At 38.9% G+C, this 19211-nt stretch carries 17 protein-coding genes and 1 pseudogene; 15 read left to right on the top strand and 3 right to left on the bottom strand.

Annotation, left to right across the window (positions count from 1 at the left end):
• Positions 1 to 25: 25 nt before the first annotated feature.
• The 14 genes from GN277_RS21515 to GN277_RS21450 all read left to right on the top strand — a co-directional run bounded on the left by GN277_RS21515 (position 26) and on the right by GN277_RS21450 (position 14228).
• Positions 26 to 763: an FkbM family methyltransferase gene (locus tag GN277_RS21515; protein ID WP_159753521.1), complete on the top strand. Its 738-nt coding sequence runs from the start codon at positions 26 to 28 to the stop codon at positions 761 to 763.
• 30 nt (positions 764 to 793) lie between these two features.
• On the top strand, positions 794 to 1663 hold the full coding sequence (locus tag GN277_RS21510; protein WP_159753518.1) for a hypothetical protein: 870 nt from the start codon (positions 794 to 796) through the stop codon (positions 1661 to 1663).
• A gap of 1 nt (position 1664) precedes the next feature.
• Entirely contained in the window at positions 1665 to 1874 is a 210-nt protein-coding gene (locus tag GN277_RS21505; RefSeq protein ID WP_159753515.1) for an FkbM family methyltransferase, read from the top strand.
• Positions 1875 to 1934: 60 nt separating this feature from the next.
• A complete protein-coding gene (locus GN277_RS21500) occupies positions 1935 to 3026 on the top strand; it encodes an FkbM family methyltransferase (RefSeq protein WP_159753512.1) in 1092 nt (363 codons plus the stop codon).
• Positions 3027 to 3121: 95 nt separating this feature from the next.
• Positions 3122 to 4408 (top strand): glycosyltransferase family 2 protein, encoded by a 1287-nt coding sequence (locus GN277_RS21495; protein ID WP_159753509.1) that lies wholly within the window; start codon positions 3122 to 3124, stop codon positions 4406 to 4408.
• A 35-nt stretch (positions 4409 to 4443) separates the two neighbouring features.
• Positions 4444 to 5622 (top strand): ATP-grasp domain-containing protein, encoded by a 1179-nt coding sequence (locus tag GN277_RS21490; RefSeq protein WP_159753506.1) that lies wholly within the window; start codon positions 4444 to 4446, stop codon positions 5620 to 5622.
• A gap of 15 nt (positions 5623 to 5637) precedes the next feature.
• Positions 5638 to 6819 (top strand): Gfo/Idh/MocA family protein, encoded by a 1182-nt coding sequence (locus tag GN277_RS21485; protein WP_159753503.1) that lies wholly within the window; start codon positions 5638 to 5640, stop codon positions 6817 to 6819.
• Positions 6820 to 6834: 15 nt separating this feature from the next.
• Complete coding sequence (locus tag GN277_RS21480; protein WP_159753500.1) at positions 6835 to 7863, top strand: 3-deoxy-7-phosphoheptulonate synthase; 1029 nt, start codon at positions 6835 to 6837, stop codon at positions 7861 to 7863.
• Between the two features lie 40 nt (positions 7864 to 7903).
• Positions 7904 to 9283: a radical SAM protein gene (locus tag GN277_RS21475; RefSeq protein ID WP_159753497.1), complete on the top strand. Its 1380-nt coding sequence runs from the start codon at positions 7904 to 7906 to the stop codon at positions 9281 to 9283.
• Entirely contained in the window at positions 9284 to 10417 is a 1134-nt protein-coding gene (locus tag GN277_RS21470) for a glycosyltransferase (RefSeq protein ID WP_159753494.1), read from the top strand.
• A gap of 5 nt (positions 10418 to 10422) precedes the next feature.
• Positions 10423 to 11979, top strand: a complete 1557-nt coding sequence (locus tag GN277_RS21465; protein WP_244324826.1) for a sugar phosphate nucleotidyltransferase — start codon at positions 10423 to 10425, stop codon at positions 11977 to 11979.
• A complete protein-coding gene (locus GN277_RS21460) occupies positions 11976 to 12560 on the top strand; it encodes an SIS domain-containing protein (protein ID WP_159753491.1) in 585 nt (194 codons plus the stop codon). The genes GN277_RS21465 and GN277_RS21460 overlap by 4 nt, the downstream gene beginning before the upstream one ends.
• Before the next feature lie 56 nt (positions 12561 to 12616).
• Entirely contained in the window at positions 12617 to 12976 is a 360-nt protein-coding gene (locus GN277_RS21455) for a hypothetical protein (RefSeq protein WP_159753488.1), read from the top strand.
• Between the two features lie 13 nt (positions 12977 to 12989).
• Entirely contained in the window at positions 12990 to 14228 is a 1239-nt protein-coding gene (locus tag GN277_RS21450) for a hypothetical protein (RefSeq protein WP_159753485.1), read from the top strand.
• 156 nt (positions 14229 to 14384) lie between these two features.
• Here GN277_RS21450 and GN277_RS21445 read toward each other — a convergent pair whose 3' ends face one another.
• Complete coding sequence (locus GN277_RS21445) at positions 14385 to 15596, bottom strand: IS110 family RNA-guided transposase (RefSeq protein WP_159753482.1); 1212 nt, start codon at positions 15594 to 15596, stop codon at positions 14385 to 14387.
• A 561-nt stretch (positions 15597 to 16157) separates the two neighbouring features.
• Between GN277_RS21445 and pepI the strand changes: the two genes are divergently transcribed.
• Positions 16158 to 17045: a proline iminopeptidase gene (gene pepI, locus GN277_RS21440; protein ID WP_334296663.1), complete on the top strand. Its 888-nt coding sequence runs from the start codon at positions 16158 to 16160 to the stop codon at positions 17043 to 17045.
• Between the two features lie 156 nt (positions 17046 to 17201).
• Here the strand turns inward: pepI and GN277_RS21435 are convergent.
• Both GN277_RS21435 and GN277_RS21430 read right to left on the bottom strand, forming a co-directional pair.
• A pseudogene (locus GN277_RS21435) lies at positions 17202 to 17922 on the bottom strand (response regulator).
• A 98-nt stretch (positions 17923 to 18020) separates the two neighbouring features.
• On the bottom strand, positions 18021 to 19073 hold the full coding sequence (locus GN277_RS21430) for a sensor histidine kinase (protein WP_159753473.1): 1053 nt from the start codon (positions 19071 to 19073) through the stop codon (positions 18021 to 18023).
• Positions 19074 to 19211 lie beyond the last annotated feature (138 nt).

The following is a 19211-nucleotide window of genomic DNA, read 5'->3' as shown; positions in this document are numbered from 1 at the left end:
CAATAAAGAAATCTGGGGGAAGAAAGTGTTTGGGTGCGATGTTATATCGCCAGAAGAACTCAGAACCAGATACCGTGATTGTATTTGTGTAATAGGAAGCAGTAAGTATCGACAGGACATATTGCAGCAACTTTTACATGAAGGATTTCCAAACAAAAATATATTATACCCATATATAGGAATATTGTTTGGGATAGTGGGGTGGCAATATTTTGACTATTTAACTCCGGAGGATAATGAAATTTTTATTGACGGAGGAGTGTATGACGGAGGATCATCCGATGATTTCATAAAATGGACTAAGGGAAAATATAAGGCTATTTACGGATTTGAAGCAAATCCATACTGTATTGAGCGTTGTAAGGAATACTACAACAAAAATGGCATACATGATGTAGAATTTGTTGAAAAATGTATGTGGAATGAAAGAGCAAAAATGGTTTTTGCAAGTACTCATTCCGGCGCATCAAGAATTTCAGATGAAGGGAATGTTGTGGTTGAGGCAGACACCATAGATAATGTGCTTAGCGGACGAAGGGCTACTTTTATTAAGATGGATATTGAGGGGGCTGAGTATCGCGCTCTTTTGGGAGCCGAGAGGACAATAAAGAAATATCGACCAAGAATGGCATTAAGCGTGTATCACAAGCCTCAGGATATTATTGAGATTCCTGCACTATTGTTAAAATATGATGACAGTTATAAATTTGCATTAAGACAATACAGCTCGACTGCTGATGAAACGATATTGTATGTGTTTTAATATAAATACAGAAAACTTGGGAGAGAAGATATGATAGAGACAAAAATTATGTACGATATGTTAGAAAAGGTTAATGATATTCGTGGAAAACTGCAGGATGAGGAATCAAAAAAGATATATGATTTGCGAATGAATGCTCTTATTTATAAAAACAACGAGGAATTCCTTGATCAGCTTCCATACATCTCTAAAAATTGGAGGTTGGACGAAGTTGATCATATTTTTGGTGTTCTTAATCAAATAGAAAGTATTATAATCTGCGGTGCGGGAAGATATGGTATGCGCACCTATAATATATTAAAAAATTCACGTTATAAAGATTTCAATATAGTTTTTTTGGATAATAGTACGAAAGTCAGAAATGCTCTTGAAGAAAAGGGGTTTTGTGCCATTGATGTGGCTAAACTGATGAAAGATTATCGCAATAGCATTGCTATTATATCAACTCCGAGATATAGACAGGAACTATATGATCAAATTGTTTTTTCAGGTTTTCCGCAGGAAAGAATTCTTAATCCTTTTGGCGGAAATATTGTCGGTGTGTGTGGAAAACAATATTTTGATTATTTTAAATCAGAAAGTAAAGATGAAATCTTTGTGGATGCAGGATGCTATGATGGAAGCACATCAATAGAATTTACAAAATGGTGCAAAGGCTGGAAAAAAATATATGCATTTGAAGCAAATCCAAGCTCAGCCAATAGATGTAAATGTCGATTTGATGAAATGGGAATTATGAACAAGGTGAACTTAATTAAGAAAGGGACATGGAGTAATAAAGGTTTTTTAGCATTTAACGGGGATGATTATAATGCGGGTGCAATGATAACGGATTGTGGCAATATCATGGTTGAAACTGTACCGATTGATGATGTTATTAAGGGGGGTAACTTTTATTAAAATGGATATTGAAGGGGCCGAATATCAAAGCCTTTTAGGCGCTTTGAAAACAATTAAGAAGTATAGGCCCAAACTTGCAATATGTTTATATCATAAGCCAGAAGACATTATCGAAATCCCACATATAATATTGTCAATTAATCCTGATTATAAACTGGCAATAAGACACTATACTACCTGCAATTGGGAGACGGTTTTATATGCATATTAAACTATAAATGAATTTCTGACGCTTGGTATGACCGGAAAATATAATTGAGGAGAAAAAGGTATGGAATTACAGGACATGCATAAAGTTTCTAAGATGATAGCAGAAATTGAAAATAGATTGGCAGATGAACTGTCCAGAGAATTGTTTTATATCAGATTAAAACATCTATTTTATAGAAATGAAAATGAGCTGATTGATGACATTTTTGACCTCAGTAAAAAATATAATTGGCTGTGGAAAATTTCAAAATTGGATAAAATGTGTGAGTCCATTACTGATAAGGCGGGAATAATAATATTTGGATGTGGTGTTAAGGGGAGACAGACCTGCCGTCTTATTAAGATGTCCGAGTATCGAGATATACCTTTGCTTTTTTGCGATAATAAAGCGGCTAATTGGGGAAAGGAAATAATGGGGTGCAGGGTAATATCACCGCACCAACTTGAAATTCAATACAGAGACTATATCTGTATAGTTGGAAGCAGCAAGTACCGTCAGGATATACTTGAACAACTTTTAGAGGAAGGTTTTCCTAAAGAGCGTATATTATACCCTGGTTGTATGGGGATATTGGATGGAATTGTCGGTTGGCAGTATTTTGATTATTTCAGTCCCGGAGAAAATGAAGTTTTTATAGATGGCGGTGTTTATGATGGCGCTTCATCTGGAGATTTTGTTAGGTGGGCGAATGGAAAATATGAGGCTATATATGGATTTGAGGCAAACCCATACTGCATTGAAAAATGTAGGAGATTTTATGCGGATAACGGCATACATGATGTAGAACTGATTGAAAAAGGCATGTGGGATAAGCAGTTAAGCTTGGGATTTGCAGGTGACTATTCTAAAACTTCCAGACTTGCGGCGGATGATGGAAATGAGATAGTTGAACTTGATACTATTGATAACGTGCTGAATGGAAGGAAAGCCACTTTTATTAAGATGGATATTGAAGGGGCAGAGTATCAGGCACTGTTGGGAGCAAAAGAGACGATTAGAAAATACAGACCAAGGATGGCTCTTAGCATTTATCATAAGCCTCAAGATATTATTGAAATTCCATCATTATTACTGAAATGTGACGTAGAATACAAATACGCATTACGGCAATATAGTTCAACTGGTGATGAAACCATATTATATGTATATTAATATGGTTGATTTGCTTCGGAAGCAAGCAATCAATTCAGCTGCAAGAGTTCCAAGAATAGATAACAAAATTTCAGAATGATAAATGAGGAAGTATTATGAGTGATAATGAGATTATGGTTTCTGTGTTCTGTATGACATATAACCATGAAAATTACATCAGGGATACGTTGGAAGGGTTTTTGATGCAAAAGACAAATTTTACATATGAGATTCTTGTTCATGAAGACGCATCAACGGACGGTACTGCAGAAATATTAAGAGATTATGAACAGCATCATCCCCAAATAATAAAAGTGATCTATGAAAAGGAAAATAAATACGGTAAGGGAATTGATTATTTGTATGATATTTTGGCTCCTCTTTCAAAAGGGAAATACATAGCTATTTGCGAAGGTGATGACGCATGGGTTGATGAAGATAAATTACAACTTCAGGTTGATTATATGGAAGAACATCCAGAGTGTTCTCTCATAGGTCACAAGGCGTTTCTTCAGTATCCTCCTAATTGGACTGGAGAAAGAGACGCCAGATCCATGGGTTATGGATATGAAGGCAATGTTCCATATGAATCCATGTTCAAGAAATGGGAGATTCCTACCAGCTCTTTTTTGTTTAGGAAAGACTTATATATGGAAATGCCTCCGTTCTTCAGAAATGCTCCAACAGGAGATGAACCGTTAGAATTTTATCTAGCAGGAAGGGGAAATGTATACTTTTTGAATCGTGTGATGTCGGTCTATAATAAAATGACAGCAGAATCGTGGTCAGTTAGATTCCTGAAAAATGATTTCCTGAAAATGGCTATGTACTACAGCGGATACATAGATTTGTTTCGTGAAATCGACAGGTATACTAGTTATACGAAGCATGTTTTTTTTAGTGACTGCATCAGAGAAAGAATAAGGAGAGCATCTATATATATTCTATCTAATTCTAAATCATATTATGAGGCTGGAAAGTTGTTACAGCAATTAGCAGATACATGCTGCGATGAGTGGAAGGATTATATATTGAGTCAGCAAAGAGAGAGATTCTATTTTTGGGATCCAGAAGGGGCGTATTGGGAGTGTGCAAAGGGAAAATTAGTATATATCTACGGTGCAGGAAGACTTGCGGCAAAATTTCTGATTGAAATAGCTCCTGATAAAATGAAAATAAATGGTGTGATTGTTTCAGATGGCCAGCGGAGAGAAAATTCTTTGAGAGGATTAAATGTTATGTGTTTATCTGATTTTATCAATAACCATGAAGCGGATAGTTTTATTGTAATTGCTGTAAAAGATGAATTTGTCTCTGAAATAAAGGAAAAACTGGCTTCGGTAAATTTTCAGAATTATGTGTGGGTGTATGAAAGTGTGTATGAACCAATATTTAAATCCTGATGGAAAGGGAAATGATTTACGAAAGGTATTTATTTATGAAAAAACTGTTAATGTTGAGCGCCAGTGTTTTTGAAATACCATTGATCCAGGCTGCTCAGGAGCAAGGTTATTATGTGATAACCACCGGAAATAATGCGGCTGCTCCAGGACATAAGGCGTCAGATGAATACGCCCCGTTTGATTATTCTGATTATGAAGGTATAGTAAGACTTGCAGAGAAATTGAAAATAGAAGCAATCAGTCAGGGCTGTTCGGATAATTGTGCGCTTGTTGCAGCATATATGGGCGAAAGGCTGGGCCTGGGAGGACATGATACTTATGAGAATGCACAGATCATTCACAGGAAAGATAGATTTAAGCAGTTTGCGAGAGAAGTCGGTATTAAGTCCCCTGCTGCTCATTATTATGAGAGCGTGGAGGAGGCGCTGGGACAGGGGATAAAGGATGGTATTTCGCTCATAGTCAAGCCGTCAGACCAGGCGGGTGGGAAAGGAGTATCAACTGTTTGTGATTCGGAAGCCTATCAGAAAGCAGTTATGAGGGCATTCACAATGTCAAGGGATGGAAGGATTGTTGTGGAGCCTTATATAAAAGGCACACTACATAGTCTGAGCACATTTATCATTGATCAGCGCGTAGTGGCCTATGCAACGCTGAACGATTATTCCTATGTAAATAAATACCTTACCAATACCGGTGTATCTCCGGCTGACAACTGGGAAATAGCAATAAAATGGCTGCTTCCAGAAGTGGAAAAGGTGGCTCGGAAGTTGAGATTGGTGGACGGTTTGTTGCATTTGCAATACATAGAATGTCAGGGTGAATTCTGGATTATAGAGATGATGCGCAGGATGCCAGGGAATAATTGTACAACAGCGGCTTCGAGAGCATCAGGTATTGATTGGAGGGATTGGATTATACGTGCGGAAGCGGGAGAGGATTGCCGTGGAATTCCTGTCCCCAAAATACCAGATAAAATATATGGATACCATGCAATCATGAGCAATCGAAACGGAATTTATCAGGGGTATCATGTGGCGGATGAATTTAAGAAAAATATAATTGATATCATGGAGTATGATGATTCCGGGACGGTTATTGATGATTATATGTATCAAAAGTTTGGGTTGATACAGTTTTATTTTCACAATGCTGAAGAAAAAGAAAGATACATCAGAAGAATTGATGAACTGATAAATTGCAAAGTTAATTAGAAGGAGCGAAAAATAATGAATGCAAAGGGAGAAATATGTCTAGGCGTGGCCGGTGCAGGAAGAGCTACCGAGTTACATATGAATGCTTTGAAGCGCTTCAGTGGTGTGCCCGTTTGTTATAAGCATATTTCAGCAAGGCGTTTTGAACAGGTGAACGGAATGAAGGATAGGTATGGTTTTATAAATGCATCCCTTGATTTCAATGATTTAATAGAAGATCCTGAGATTGACGTAATTGATATATGTACTCCTCCCTATGTCCACGAGGAGATGATAGAGAGGGCGATGAAGGCAGGGAAACATGTAATCTGTGAGAAACCGCTCAGTGGATCTTTTGGAGTGGAAGGGGATCTGGCACCTATAGGAAAAACTGTATCGAAGGTGCAGATGTATGATGCTGTTATAAAAAGGCTCAATCGTCTCCAAAATATAGTTAATAATGCAGAAGGCTGTTTTATGTATGCTGAGAATTTTGTTTACGCCCCCGCAGTTGTTAAAGCAGCAGAAATTATAAAGAAGAAAAAAAGCAGGATATTATTTGCAAAAGGTGAGGAAAGCCTGAAAGGATCCAGTTCGCCTGTGGCCGGAGAATGGAGCAAAACAGGAGGCGGTACATTCATACGTACGGGAGCGCATCCGCTTACGGCAATTCTATGGCTTAAATCAGTTGAAGCCGAGGCAAGACATATGGAAATAAAGGTTGAAAGCGTTTACGCCGACATGGAAACGATTACAACACAGTTGTCTGAATATGAACATCGTCATATTGCAGCAAGACCGAATGATGTTGAAGATTTTGGAACAATAATATTATCTTTTTCAGATAAATCAAAAGCAGTCGTCATGGCTACTGATACCTTGCTAGGCGGCAGTAAAAACTATATTGAGTTGTATTGTAATGATGCCGCTATTAATTGCAGGCTTACAATGTCTAACTTGATGGAAACATATTTTCTGGATGAAGACAACCTTAATGATGTTTATTTGTCAGAAATGCTGCCGCAAAAGAGTGGATGGAATTATCCATTTCTTGAAGATGAAATTATTCGTGGGTACACGGACGAAATGAGAGATTTTATAGAATCTGCATATTATCACAGGATGCCGAAATCAGGATTTGAACTGGCTTATGATACCGTGAAAATCATATATGCCGCATATATGTCCGCGGAATTAAAAGCACCGGTAGAATTGTGAAAGGATACATATGGAATGAAGCTGATTCAGAAGATACCGCAAGTTGAAGAATTATGTAGTAAATATTGTATTTCTAAAGAGGAGCAGAGGAAGAGAGAAAACCTGCTGTTTGAGATGCGTGAAATACTTGCTGGAAAATGTGGAAAAAAAATAATAATTGTAGGTCCTTGTTCGGCAGACAGGGAAGATGCTGTTATTGAATATGTATATTTGCTGAGCGAACTTCAAACTCGTGTTAAAGATACATTCTTATTAATTCCGAGAGTATATACCGGTAAACCAAGAACAAGAGGCGATGGGTATAAGGGAATGATCCATCGTCCTAAACCATCCAGCAGGAATGATGATTTGGTGTCAGGAATCATAGCAGTTCGGGAACTTCATCAACGCATAATTAAAGAGGCGGGGATGTATGCTGCGGATGAATTGTTATACCCAAGTTTATGTTCATATGTATCAGATTTGCTCGTATATGCGGCTGTTGGTGCACGGTCGGTGGAGGATCAGGAACACCGGCTTGCAGCAAGTGGCTTAGAGATTCCGGTTGGAATGAAAAATCCATCTAGCGGAGATATTTCTGTGATGTTGAATGCTGTTTCAGCAGCACAGCAAAGCCAGAGGATTTTGGTTAATGGTTGGGAAGCAGAAACTGAGGGAAATAGATATGCCCACGCTATATTACGCGGGTATATCAATATTGCAGGAGAAAATGTGCCTAATTATTATTACGAAAATTTGATGAGACTGCATGATGCATACTACAGACAAAATCTCAGGAATCCGTCGGTTATTATAGATTGCAATCATTCTAACTCAAATAAGCAGTATATGGAACAATGTAGGATAGCTGAGGATGTATTTCAGTCATGCAGACGAAGTAAGTCGATTAATCAGTTGGTTAAAGGCGTTATGATTGAAAGCTATCTTGAGGATGGCGCGCAGCTGGTGGGTGAGGGGGTCTATGGAAAATCTATAACAGATCCATGCCTTGGGTGGAAAAGAACGAAGTCGTTAATCTTAAATTTGCAGGATAAAATAGCATGATGAATGTAAATACAAAGTGATATTATTGGGAGAAATACGTATGAGGTTATGTGAACGTGCAATTAAATTTATACAGGTAATGAATGAGGATGGTGCAGTAAGATTATGTAGCTGGCTCAGAGATGGCGGTGTCATAGGCTATCTTACTAAAAATTCATTGGATGAGATTTATCATAGTGAAGAAGCGAGATTGATACAGGAAATGCATGCCTGTGGTGATCATTCTAATTGTAATCCGAATCAGTGTCCTTATGTCGCTAACGATACGGTTGATACAGTTTCCATTGATATTGATGAAATTCCAAGATTTCCAGAAGCTTTGTATCTAGCTTATGAAAATGTATGTAATTATCATTGTCAGATGTGTGGTATTCCTGACTGCATGGCAAAATTGGATGCCAAATTGCTGGAAGATAAGTATACAAAAATTGATATGGAACTTAAAAAGGCATTGCCTCATGTGAAACATATAAGTGCAAATGGACTTGGGGAATTGTTTGTAAGCAAGCATATACTCAAGCTTCTTTCTGAGTGGCGTCCCTTGGCCGATCCCGATGAAGTATCCGTAACACTTGAAACAAACGGTTCCCTATTTGATGAAGCACACTGGAAGCAAATAGCCAATCTTGGAAAATATAAGCTTTCGGTAGCAATTACGGTGCTTAGTTTTGAGAATGATATATATCAGGAATTGTCGGGAACTAAACAATCAATAGATAAGCTGATAGATAATTTACGATATGTCAAATCACTTCGAGAAAAAGGAGTCATCAATTATTTGGAATTAGCAACCGTTTATCAGGATAAAAATTATAAACAGCTGCCGGAATTTGCCAGACGATGTATTGAAGAATTTGGAGCGGACAGTGTCCGCCTGCGTCCTTTTGATCCATGGAGTGAAGCTGGTATGAGAGAATGGCTCATGGATGTGCGTAATGTTTATCATCCACATCATAATGACTTTTTGGAAGTGATGAAGGATCCCATATTCTTTCATCCGAAGGTTCATGATTGGGGCGGAGGAAGAGAAAGTGGGCTGGGACCAGAGCCATATGTGAAAACAAGGACAATGTTTTCCATTATGACCAGAATTTTTTGTGAGGAGTTTTTTTTAAGCAGGGTTGAAAAATATTGTGCTGGAACAAAAATTGCCATATACGGAATGACAGTCGTAGGGAAAGCTCTTGTAAGCCGCCTTCAAAATGATTATGAAATCGTATATTGTCTTGACAGAAAGATGGACGGACTAAAATATGCAGGCGTCCCTATTTATGGGATTAACCATTTTGGGGATCTTGACAAGGATGTAACGGTGATTATTGCATTACATTGGAGTGAGGATGTGATTAAAGCGATGCTTGTCAAAGCGGGCTACAGAGGTAACATATTGAAAATTATGGATTTGATTGGAGAAAGATAAGTGGGAAAGTCATATGAAGTCAGTATAATATGCAACGCATATAATCAGGAATCCTATCTGGAAAAGGCTATTGAGAGTATGCTTGTGCAAAAAACATCCTTTGATTACGAAATTATCATTCACGACGATGTATCGACAGATGGTACAGTTGATATTATAAGAAAGTATGTCACCGCTTATCCGGAAAAAATCAAGGTAATTTATGAACAGAAGAATCAATATTCCCAGGGTGCGGATTTTATCACGGAGGTGATAAAGGATATTGCAAAAGGGAAGTATATTGCTATGTGTGAAGGGGACGACTTCTGGATTGATGAAAATAAACTTCAACTACAGCGAGATGCCTTGGAAAATCATCCTGAATGTGATATGTGCGCATGTTGGGGATGTACAGTTACAGAGGATGGAAAAAGAGAGATAAGTCAAATTCGCCCCAGGACAGGAAATGGTATTTTATCTACAGAAAACGTGATTTTGGGCGGAGGACAATATCTTGTAACAGCTGGGATTTTTTTTAGGAGACAGATGTATGAGAACCTGTTGGAATTTGAAAAGATCACGCCGTTGGACTATGTGATACAGATAAAAGGTTCTCTGCGCGGTGGGATATTCTATATTGATAAAAAGATGGCTGTTTACAGAAGATATGCCACAGGGTCATGGACGAATGATGTGTTGAAAAATAAAGAAAAATTAAAGGTTCAATGGGATATAGAAAAGAAACTGCTTGAAGCACTGGATTTTGATACAAATGGAAAATACCATAAAATTATCACAGAGAGAATGAAGGCTTATATTCCATTTGAAGAACAAATGGAATATAGACAACAGGAGATATTGCAGCTTATGCGGAAGTATGACTCTAAATGTTATATCTGGGGAATGGGAAGAAGAGGAAAGAGCCTTGAAGATTTCTTTAGCAGACATAGTGTAAAAATAGACGGCATATGTGACAGTGTTAATACTGATATAGGAAAAAACACAGAGTATGGCAACAAAATTTTCCATACGGAAGATGTACTTAATAATGCAAAAGTGATTCTCGCTTCAACGAAATGGGCATACGAAGATCTTATTAAAATGAATTTTGTAGGAAATATCATTGATTTTCAACAATATATGCCCTATGGGTAATAATTATGTTTGATTATATCATTGTCCAGGCCGGCGGCAAGGGAACGCGGCTGGGATATTTAACAAAAAATAAACCTAAGGCACTTGTACCGGTAGAGAATTTGCCAATGATATTTCATCTTTTTCGGAAGTATCCGGATAAGAGATTTGTAATCATTGCGGATTATAAGAGAGAAGTTCTTAAGAAGTATATGGGATGCTTCGCTGATGTGAAATATAGAATAGTGGAAGCAAGCGGAACAGGGACAAGTTCGGGAGTGGGAAAGGCAATAGAGCTTATTCCGGATTATGAGCCGTTTATGCTGATATGGTCGGATCTTATCCTGCCGGATAAATTTGAACTTCCTAAAGAATATCTGAATTCGGAAAACGTTACAAGGCGGAAAAGTATAAAAGGGGATTGTGAAGCGCAGCTGAATGATTATATCGGTATTTCCAAGACTTTCCCTTGCAGGTGGAAGTATGAAAACGGTAGATTTGTGGAGGAATGTTCTGTTGAGTATGGTGTGGCAGGTCTTTTTCTTTTTCATGATAAATCAGCCTTATCAGGCATTCCGGAAAGCGGAGAATTGGTTCGCTGGATGCAGGGAAAAGGAATGTGCTTTGAAGAAGTCAATCTTGCTGGAACAAGAGAATTTGGATTACTGGAAGAATATGAAAAACTTGATAATATTAAGACGAGACCATTTAACCATATTACAGTGAATGGTGACATGCTGACGAAAGAACCAGTGGACACCCAAGGAGAATATCTTGCTAAAAGAGAATGTGCCTGGTATGAAGAAGCTCAGAAAAAGCATATAAAAGGAATTCCGAATATTTATGGGATAAACCCTTTGATGATGGAAGTTATACATGGAAAGAACATTTATGACACGGGCGTAGAAAATGATGAAAAATATCGGATTTTAAGTGACCTTGTGGATATTTTGAAGAAACTGCATACATCTGGGGGTGTTCCAGAAGATAGTTTTAGTATAAAGGAAGCATATTTTAACAAGACAATGGCTCGGCTGTCACGGATTGAGGAACTTATTCCATTTGGACGGGACAGATACATTCGTGTGAATGGACGGGTGTGCCGGAATATATTTTTTTATAAGGGTAAATTGGAATATGCGTTGGAACAACTGAAATGCAGCTATTTTTCTTTTATTCATGGTGATTGCACTTTTTCAAACCTGATGCTGAGAGAAAACGGAGAGCCGATACTGATAGATCCAAGAGGGTATTTTGGTTTCACGGAGTTATATGGAGATGAACGCTACGATTGGGCGAAATTATATTATTCCATTGTCGGGAATTATGATAGGTTCAATTTAAAGAAGTTCTCTTTGGATATTGGAGAAAATGCTGACGAGGGGGTGAAACTTGTCATAGAATCTAACGGTTGGGAGGATATGGAGGATAAGTTTTTTGAACTGACTGGTGCAGTCAGATATGAGATTAAACTGCTTCATGCTGTCATCTGGCTCAGCCTTACAACCTATGCATGGCAGGATTATGATTCAATTTGTGGGGCATTTTATAACGGATTATATTACTTGGAGGAAGTGTTATGATTGCTTATTTTGAAAATGAGCTAAAGGAAATAGAGGCTTCTATCCATTCCCTTAATGAAGATGTATTCGCACGTTGGGTGGAGGAAGGAATGCAAACGATTAATACAGGTCATAAAATCATTGTATCAGGTTTAGGGAAGAATGTGCCAATATGCGAAAAGTTTGTTGGTTCTATGGTAAGTGTTGGTATGGATGCGGCATTTCTTCATACGAATTCCGCAGTACATGGCGATATGGGGATTGTAAAGGAGGGCGATATGGTCATCATCCTCACGAAGAGTGGCGAGACATCTGAATCTATTTATCTTGCGAGACTCCTGAAGGAAAGAAAGGTGAATATGTGGCTGCTTACTTTTGAAGCAGAGAGCACGCTTACGAGGGAGATTTCTAACTGCATTATTCTTAAACTGAATAACGAGGGGGATATGTGGAATATTATGCCAAACAATTCCACTACAATCAACCTGATCATTCTGCAGGGACTATGTATGCAGATCGCAAAAAAGAGGGGAATTCAGATAAGAGATTTCAGGAAAAATCATCCGGGTGGACACATTGGAGAGATACTTTCAAACCATTAGGATTTGCAGATTTAGATATAAGGTTATTTGAGAATATTAGATTGACATAAAGAGCAATGAAGATGAAAAAAAGAGTCGAAACATATGTACAAAAATATGAAAAGATATTGATATTTGATTTACAAGAAAATAATAATAGATTTTTTTTTCATGGATTGATTAGTTATATAACCGATTTCTTGAATTATCAACAGTTGATTATATGCAGTAAATATATTTCGGAAATTAAGAATCTAAGGAATATGGAGTTTTGGTCTTACCAGGAAATGGAAGAATTTGTTACCTTGTATTATACATATGAATTTTCCGATCGAATCACATTGATTTCTGATTCTGGTCAATACTCTGGCCTATTGAATTATCTGCTGACAGGTCTGCTGACAGAAGAAGAATTCTGCAGGGCACTATTATATTAAGGAAAAAGCAGTTATGGATAAAATATATTATGCCAAAATGATAGAATCTTTCAAAGAATTAGAGAACACAGAGGCTATTCAGGGAAAACAAATATATCTCTTTGGTCATTGTAATGCCACTGAAGAGTTGGCAGATCTGCTTTTGGAACACCAATATAGACCAATCGCTATATTGGATAACAATATTGTTAAATGTGGAAATAACTATAAGGGGATACCTATTGTACTGCCTCAAGATATTTTATCTGATATGCAAGAGAATTCAATTGTATGTATTGTGGCGCGTGCATATGCTGCGATGTCTGATCAGCTTAAGCGATTGGGGTATAAGGGGATGGTTAGAAAGCTTGTAGATTACAATAGTTTTGCAGATTATTCCCTTTCAGATGAAACAATAAGACGGATGCAGGAACGAGTGAGTCGGGGAATTATTATAAAGCGGGAGCAGGAACAGGAATATCCAGATTATTTTAATATACTATGTCCTTTTTCTGCGCTGGGGGATATTTTTTTAACAATGTCATATTTGCCTCATTTCATAGAAAAAAGAAAGATTCCTCGAATTGTTGTATGTGTAATTGGAACGGCATGCGCTAAGGTAGTTTCTTTATTCGGAATGTATAAAGTAAAGATATATAAACAGAAGGATATGGACGAACTGATACAGGCGTGCTTGTATACGAAGGATAAAAATTTCTTCATTGCTCATCAGGACAGGCCATACGTTATCAATCTTCATAAAGCATTATATATTAAGTGCATACTGTTAGAAAAGATATACTGTTGCGGCGTATTTGGACTTCCTACAAACACAAAACCGGTGAGACCTGTATTATGGAGTAGCTATCCTAATTTAGAAAAAATTAGGATAGGAAAGTCGGTAATATTTTCACCATACGCAAAATCTGTGACATTAATTTCAAAAAAAGTATGGGACAATATTGTAGCATATTTTCTAGCAAAAGAATATGAGTGTTTTACAAATGTAGTGGGCGATGAGACACCATTGGCAGGAACGAAAGCAATTAGTCCGCAGATAGACGAATTAAAGTCAGTAGTAGAACAGGCAGGTACATTTGTAGGGATACGAAGCGGTCTGTGTGATGTGATCAAGTATGCAGAATGTGACAAAATAGCACTATATCCAGATTACAATTATTGTGATACGAAATGGAAAGCGATTGATATATATTTTTTAGATGGATGGAAAAATATAGTAGTGAATGAGGATTTTATATGGGAAAAAAATTGATATTGTCCGCGACAAGCGGGGGACAATTTGGAATAAAAAAGACTTTAGAAATAGTAAAAAAGGGGCTGTCCTGAAAACGTTAACTTCTCGATACCTTAATAACAAGCATCATAACAAAGCCTACCAATTAAGGTGGGCTTTCTCTTTCAGAATCATCTATTTGATCACTACGGTTACCCCCATGCGTTCTAGTGAACGAATATTTCTCTGTATGCTTTTTTCACGGTTGTAAGTACTGTAGTAATCGCATCCAAGTTCCTTATAGGGCTGCAGATCTTTTAAGACATGATAAATTGCTGTTAACATAGAATGGGCAACTGCAATTAAAGCCCTGTTTCCTCCACGGCGTGCAGCAATCCGTTGATAGCGTGAATAAAAATAACTCTTCTTATTCCGTATTGCAGAGCGTGCACACTCCACAAGTACTGATTTTACATGCTTATTTCCTTTCCGAATCCGAGTACTCATCTTTTTGCCTGCACTTTCTTTACATTCAGGAACTAACCCGGCCCAGGAACTAAAATGAGACTGATTTTTAAATTGTTCCATTTCCGTTCCTATTTCTGCAAGCAGCCGTTCTGCGCTTTTTCTGCCAATTCCAGGAATTTCATCTAATAACTGAATTTGTTTCTTCATAGATTCTGTTTTTTCATCTATATCAGAATCCAGATCCTCAATTATTCTGGACAGGGTTTCTATATGTTCCAATTGGTGTTTCAGCATTAACTGCTGATGCGGATGAATGCTTCCTTTCAGCGCCCGCTGAAGTTCTGCTAATTTATTTTTGGCTTTGCCCTTTGCAAACTTGCTTAGGATAACAGGATCCGTTTCACCAGATACAATTGCTCTTAAAATGGCAATCCCGCTTTTCCCGCTTATATCAGTAAGTACAGAGCCTAATTTCAGGTTACATCCTTCTAAAACACCTTGAATCCGATTCAGCTCCCGCGCACGTTCTTCGATTAGTTCCTGCCGGTAGCGTGTTATTTCCCGGAGTTCTCTTTGCTCCCGGTTTGGAATAAAACTTGCTTTTACCAGCCCATGGCGTACTAAATCGGCAATCCATTCCGCATCTTTCACATCGGTCTTACGGCCTGGTACACCTTTTATGTGCTGGGCATTTACTATCATGATTGGGATTTCCTCATCTTCAAAAATGTTATACACCGGTTTCCAATAATTGCCGGTACTTTCCATAGCAGCCATTTCACAATCAACTTCATTTAACCATTTCGTCAATTGTAAAATATCGTCAGTCATTGTACCAAACTGGCGAATTTCTTTTTTTCTGACTCCCATAAAAACACACGCAATTAACATATTTTTATGTACGTCAATTCCACAGCATCGCTTATATAGTATTTCCATGACAACACCTCCATAGAATCATTTACAAGCCGATGCAACCTCTTCCAAAAATGTTGGCTGTCCTGCGTCCTCATCAAAAAGCGATGGAAACAATATGTGGTACACTAAGAGGTTGAAAATCAGTCTGTCGGACGAGCTTTATAGCTTCAATCCCCTTACAACTTTATTCGGCACCTTTAGTATACCACTTTGCAGGAATCTACCAATCCCCAGTTTTCATTGATTGTGGTGAGATCCTCTCATGATTGTCTGTTGGTTAATAGATAGTCATGAACAGGGAGGCATGTGACTCGACGAGTCACATGCTTCCCTATAATCCTCCCTATAAAAAACTTAAACTGTCGGGAGAAAAATTAAGAGATTTAGGGTGGGAAGCAAAGCGGGGAATAAAAGAAATGTTTGAACGGATGCTGACTGCGTAAAATCGAGATATACATAAATCCTGAAAATAAATTAAAACTTGTGTTTCATGTGGATATATAAAGGATAAAGATTGATAATTGCCAAAAGTTTCTTTATAATAGAAAAAAAGACAGTAAAGTCTAAAAAGGAGGCTATGCAATTATGGAGATTAGAGAAGGATATATGCCTTATCTGGAGTATAAGACATATTATCGCATTGTAGGAAAAAAGACAGGAAACAAGAAGCCGCTGGTATTACTTCACGGAGGGCCAGGTTCTACCCATAATTATTTTGAGGTGCTTGACCGTCTGGCAGAGGAGGACGGGCGTGAACTGGTGATGTATGACCAGATTGGCTGCGGAGAATCCTATGTTGAGAACCGTCCTGATTTGTGGAATGCGAAGACCTGGGTTGATGAGCTGGTTGCCCTTAGAAAACACCTTGGCCTTGACGAGATACATCTTCTGGGCCAGTCCTGGGGCGGAATGCTGCTTTTGGACTATGTCTGCAACCAGAAGCCAGAGGGGCTTAAGAGCCTGATTCTCTCCAGTACGCTTCCAGCTTCCTGGATGTGGGGAATTGAACAGCACCGTATGATTAAAGAGCTGCCCCAGGAGATGCAGGATGCCATTGACAAGGCAACCTCCTCCAATGAATACAGCGATCCTGCTTATGAGGCCGCAGAGGAGGAATATATGCTTCGTCATGCCGCAGGGGCGGTGACGGACGAGTCTCCAGAGTGCCTGAGACGTGTCAGAAAGCCAGGCAGCGAGGCTTACATCGTCGGCTGGGGACCTAATGAGTTTACACCGGTAGGGACTTTGAAGGATTATGACGTGACAGAGCAGTTGAAGGATATTAAAGAGCCGTCGCTGGTGATTAACGGGGGCAATGATCTGTGTACGCCTTATATTGCGAAATATATGTATGACAGGATTCCGAACTCCAGGTGGGAGCTGTTCCGCACCTGCAGGCATATGTGCTTCGTGGAGGATACGGACAAGTATGTGGAGTTGATGAAGGAGTGGCTGAACGCCAACGATTAGACTGTAAAAATGTAAAAGAGGATGCAGCCTTTAAAGAGGCGCATCCTCTTTTGAGAGAATAATGAATGAGGCTTTATTACGATATGCCACCTTCCAATATATTCTAACAGATAGTGAATGAATTATACAGTATATAGATATATTTTTAACAAAAACTTAGCATAATTCATTCTCGTCCTCCCGCATCCGATATCCCACCCCCCACCTCTGTGAACAGAAATTGGGGCTGTGAAGGGTTCTGTTCAATCTTTCTGCGTATATTAGCCATATTAACGCGTAGGATTCGGTTGTTGTCTCCTGTAAACGGCCCCCACACGTTGGACATGATGGCAGAATATGTCATGACCTTTCCGGAATTTCTGGCAAGGAAGGCAACAATCTTATATTCAATCTGTGTCAGATGAATTTCCTCCCCATTCACGGTAAGAATCCTCTTATCGAAATCCAACAGAAGCCCCCTGCACTGATAAGGGCGGATGTACAGCGCTGAATTGGAGTCCATCCGATTGCTGTGACGTAAGGAGGCGCGGATTCTTGCCAGCATTTCGGGAGTGCCAAAGGGCTTAGTAATGTAATCGTCTGCACCAAGATCCAGAGCTTCCACCTTATCCCGTTCGCCTGTTCGGGCAGAAACTACGATAATTGGACAGCTCGTCCATTTGCGTACGGAAATGATGACGTCATTTCCTTCAATGTCGGGAAGACCAAGATCAAGCAGTATGATATCCGGACACTGTGAACTGATTAGAGACAGCCCTGCTTTGCCTGAAAGGGCTGTAATGACTCGGTAACCGTTGGATTTTAATGCTTTTGACATAAAGTCAGAGATATTTTTTTCGTCTTCGATGATTAATACTGTATAGTTTGGAGTCGGCATACTCTTTTTTCTCCTTTATTTCTGTAGGGCACTCGGCTTCAAAATCCGTTGCTTTTTGTAAATATTTATTTATAAAATTGCCTGAATAATTGTAGGTTTTACAAAACAGGGAGGGAAAATGCAAATTCGGCGCCATTTTCGTGATTATGGGCCGTTATTGTTCCTCCATGTGCCTGTACAATAGTACGGCAGATGGACAGGCCGATTCCCATGCCCCGTTTGGTATCCGAGGCAAGAGAGCTGTCATACTGCCCGCTGAATATGTCAGGAAGTGTGGACGTATCAATTCCTTTTCCATGGTCAATAACGTGAAAAGTGACGTAAGCCTGGTCATTCGTAATGTGCAGCTCCACTGGCTGTGTGCTCTCGGAATGAACCAGTGCATTTTCCAGAAGATTAATCAGGACTTGCTCAATTAACAGGAAGTCCATAGGAATCATCAGCATTTCATTAGGGGCGGACACAATAATTGATGCGTCAGGCAGTCTTTTTCGCAGTCTGTCGATTGCCTCAGAGACAACCTCCTCTACAATCTCTGGTTCTTTGGAAACTTTGTGACTGTCCTCCTGGATTCGCGTGACAGACAATAGATTCTCCACCATGTTCAGAAGCCAGATTGAGTCGTCGTGGATGGTGGTGATCAGCTCTAGTTTTTCACCGGAATCCAATTCGTCATGGTTCTCAATATATGAGGCAGAGGACCCGATAATGCTGGTCAGCGGGGTCCTCAGGTCATGAGAAATAGCCCGCAGAAGATTCGCACGAATCCGTTCTTTCTCCGCATCATTTAGTTTCCGTTCCCGTTCTGCAATCATTTCATCCTGTCGGGTGAGCTTAGTAGTCATGGCGCTGGTGGTGATGGTAATAATCAGCATACAGACGAAGGTGACAGGGTATCCGCTCATGGTAAAGTTAATCTCAAAAAACGGGTAGGTAAAGAACCCGTTGATGAAGATTACGCAAAACAGGGAAGATAGGATGCCGTACAGGTATCCGGTCGTCCATCTTGCGATGAGAATAAGGGCAAGAATATAGACGAACGCAATATTGGCAGAATTATCCTTTACAAAATGAAAAAATATGAATGCCAAACCGGTTGCGAAAGCAAGCAGTATGAGTGTGTACGAGATGTTGCGCAGAAAGTTTTTCATAGGTATTTGAATAAAAGGGAAAGGAATCCCTCGTCTCCTTTTGGGTATTAATAGTGATAATACATATTAGTATACCATAAAATTCATGAGATAAAATAGGAAGGATGCATGAAAAGAGATATTTTAGCGGATTAGTGC

It is taken from the genome of Sporofaciens musculi, assembly GCF_009830285.1.
In the GTDB taxonomy this organism is placed as follows: Bacteria; Bacillota; Clostridia; order Lachnospirales; family Lachnospiraceae; genus Sporofaciens; species Sporofaciens musculi.
This window is presented reverse-complemented; position numbering and strand designations above follow the sequence as displayed.